Annotated in this window: 2 rRNA genes; both read left to right on the forward strand. The window is 57.9% G+C overall.

The annotated features are described in order from the left end of the window. Positions 1-126: 126 nt before the first annotated feature. Positions 127-3,239: ribosomal RNA gene (locus tag MWU57_RS17845) — 23S ribosomal RNA — on the forward strand. A 125-nt stretch (positions 3,240-3,364) separates the two neighbouring features. Continuing rightward, positions 3,365-3,481: ribosomal RNA gene (gene rrf, locus MWU57_RS17850) — 5S ribosomal RNA — on the forward strand. Position 3,482: the final 1 nt, after the last annotated feature.

Consider the following 3,482-nt stretch of genomic DNA (forward strand, 5'->3'; position numbering starts at 1 on the left):
GTTGTTGGGGTGGGTGTACCGGTGGGCCGGCGGGACCGTCCGTTGCTTGAGAACTGCACAGTGGACGCGAGCATCCCAGATGTTCAAGTATTATTCTTGGATTTCTGTAGCATATTTGTAGTGTGTGTCGAAGTTTATAAGGGCACATGGTGGATGCCTTGGCACTAGGAGCCGAAGAAGGACGTTGTAGCCTGCGTTAAGCCTCGGGGAGCTGGCAAACGAGCTGTGATCCGAGGATGTCCGAATGGGGGAACCCGGCCGTAGTCATGTGCGGTCACCTGTACCTGAATTCATAGGGTGCAGGAGGGAACGCCGGGAAGTGAAACATCTCAGTACCGGCAGGAAGAGATATTCCGTAAGTAGTGGCGAGCGAAAGCGGATGAGGCCAAACCATATGCGTGTCAAGCTGTCAGGCGTTGCGTGTGTGGGGTTGTGGGACCTTTCGAGAGCCACTGACATGGTTCTGACCAGTAAAAAAGTCGTGTCATAGTCGAACCGCATTGAATGGCGGACCGTAGAGGGTGGGAGTCCCGTAGACGAAATGGCGTGGCCTGGTGAAGGGGATCCCAAGTAGCACGGGGCCCGAGAAATCCCGTGTGAATCTGGCAAGACCACTTGCTAAGCCTAAATACTACCTAGTGACCGATAGCGGACAAGTACCGTGAGGGAAAGGTGAAAAGTACCCCGGGAGGGGAGTGAAATAGTACCTGAAACCGTGTGCCTACAATCCGTCGGAGCCTCCCTAGCAGGGGTGACGGCGTGCCTTTTGAAGAATGAGCCTGCGAGTTAGTGCTCGGTGGCGAGGTTAACCCGTGTGGGGAAGCCGTAGCGAAAGCGAGTCCGAACAGGGCGATTCAGTCGCCGGGTCTAGACCCGAAGCGAAGTGATCTAGCCATGGGCAGGTTGAAGCGCCGGTAAGACGGCGTGGAGGACCGAACCCACTTAGGTTGAAAACTGAGGGGATGACCTGTGGTTAGGGGTGAAAGGCCAATCAAACTTCGTGATAGCTGGTTCTCCCCGAAATGCATTTAGGTGCAGCGTCACGCGTTCCTTGCCGGAGGTAGAGCTACTGGATGGCCGATGGGCCTCACCAGGTTACTGACGTCAACCAAACTCCGAATGCCGGTAAGCCAGAGCGTGGCAGTGAGACTGCGGGGGATAAGCTTCGTAGTCGAGAGGGAAACAGCCCAGACCACCGGCTAAGGCCCCTAAGCGTGTGCTCAGTGGGAAAGGATGTGGAGTTGCACAGACAACCAGGAGGTTGGCTTAGAAGCAGCCACCCTTGAAAGAGTGCGTAATAGCTCACTGGTCAAGTGATTCCGCGCCGACAATGTAGCGGGGCTCAAGTACACCGCCGAAGCCGTGGCACTCACACTTTACCCAGCATCCCCTCGAGGGGTGTTCAGGTGTGTGGGTGGGTAGGGGAGCGTCGTGTGGGCAGTGAAGCCGCGGAGTGATCCAGCGGTGGAGGCCACACGAGTGAGAATGCAGGCATGAGTAGCGAAAGACGGGTGAGAAACCCGTCCGCCGAATGACCAAGGGTTCCAGGGCCAGGTTAATCCGCCCTGGGTAAGTCGGGACCTAAGGCGAGGCCGACAGGCGTAGTCGATGGACAAGGAGTTGATATTCTCCTACCGGCGAAGAACCGCCCATACCGAGCCCGGTGATGCTAACCACCCCGGACCACCACCGTCACCTTCGGGTGACACCGGTGGCGAGGCGTGGGACCCGAACCGGTAGTAGGTAAGCGTATTAACAGGGGTGACGCAGGAAGGTAGCCCGGCGTGGCGATGGTAGACCACGTCCAAGGCCGTAGCCGGCTTCGTAGGTAAATCCGCGAAGCACGTACGGTGAGAGCTGACGGTGACCGCTCAAGCGGGAATCGGGTGATCCTCTGCTGCCAAGAAAAGCCTCGACGCGAGGTTCTAGCCGCCCGTACCCCAAACCGACTCAGGTGGTCAGGTAGAGAATACCAAGGCGATCGAGCAAATCGTGGTTAAGGAACTCGGCAAAATGCCCCCGTAACTTCGGGAGAAGGGGGGCCCGAACTGTCCAACCCCTTGCGGGTGACGGCGGTAAGGGCCGCAGAGACCAGGGAGAAGCGACTGTTTACTAAAAACACAGGTCCGTGCGAAGTCGCAAGACGATGTATACGGACTGACGCCTGCCCGGTGCTGGAAGGTTAAGAGGACGGGTCAGCCTTCGGGCGAAGCCCAGAATTTAAGCCCCAGTAAACGGCGGTGGTAACTATAACCATCCTAAGGTAGCGAAATTCCTTGTCGGGTAAGTTCCGACCTGCACGAATGGCGTAACGACTTCTCCGCTGTCTCAACCGCGAACTCGGCGAAATTGCACTACGAGTAAAGATGCTCGTTACGCGCAGCAGGACGGAAAGACCCCGGGACCTTTACTATAGCTTGGTATTGGTGTTCGGTGCGGTTTGTGTAGGATAGGTGGGAGACTATGAAGCCCGCGCGCCAGCGCGAGTGGAGTCGCCGTTGAAATACCACTCTGACCGCATCGACCATCTAACCTCGGTCCGTGATCCGGATCAGGGACAGTGCCTGGTGGGTAGTTTAACTGGGGCGGTTGCCTCCCAAAATGTAACGGAGGCGCTCAAAGGTTCCCTCAGCCTGGTTGGCAATCAGGTGTCGAGTGCAAGTGCACAAGGGAGCTTGACTGTGAGACCGACAGGTCGAGCAGGGACGAAAGTCGGAACTAGTGATCCGGCGGTGGCTTGTGGAAGCGCCGTCGCTCAACGGATAAAAGGTACCCCGGGGATAACAGGCTGATCTTCCCCAAGAGTCCATATCGACGGGATGGTTTGGCACCTCGATGTCGGCTCGTCGCATCCTGGGGCTGGAGTAGGTCCCAAGGGTTGGGCTGTTCGCCCATTAAAGCGGCACGCGAGCTGGGTTTAGAACGTCGTGAGACAGTTCGGTCCCTATCCGCTGCGCGCGCAGGAAACTTGAGAAGGGCTGTCCCTAGTACGAGAGGACCGGGACGGACGAACCTCTGGTATGCCAGTTGTTCCGCCAGGAGCACCGCTGGTTCGCTACGTTCGGAAGGGATAACCGCTGAAAGCATCTAAGCGGGAAGCCTGCTTCAAGATGAGGTTTCCATCCCCCTCGTGGGGTGAAGGCACCCAGCTAGACCACTGGGTAGATAGGCCGGAAGTGGAAGACAGGACCAACGACTGTCGCAGCTGACCGGTACTAATAAGCCAACAACTTCAACACCAACACTTCTGCTATGCACGCGTCCACTGTGCGGTTCCCGAGAAACGGGCACCACCCACACACCCCCACCCCCCACCACAGGGACCAGGGAAGGCGTGTCGGGCACCCGAACAACTCGATAACGTTACGGCGGTCACAGCGAAGGGGAAACGCCCGGTCCCATACCGAACCCGGAAGCTCAGCCCTTCAGCGCCGATGGTACTGCCCTGGAGACGGGGTGGGAGAGTAGGACGCCGCCGGACA

The organism is Isoptericola sp. S6320L, from assembly GCF_023015685.1.
In the GTDB taxonomy this organism is placed as follows: Bacteria; Actinomycetota; Actinomycetes; order Actinomycetales; family Cellulomonadaceae; genus Isoptericola; species Isoptericola halotolerans_A.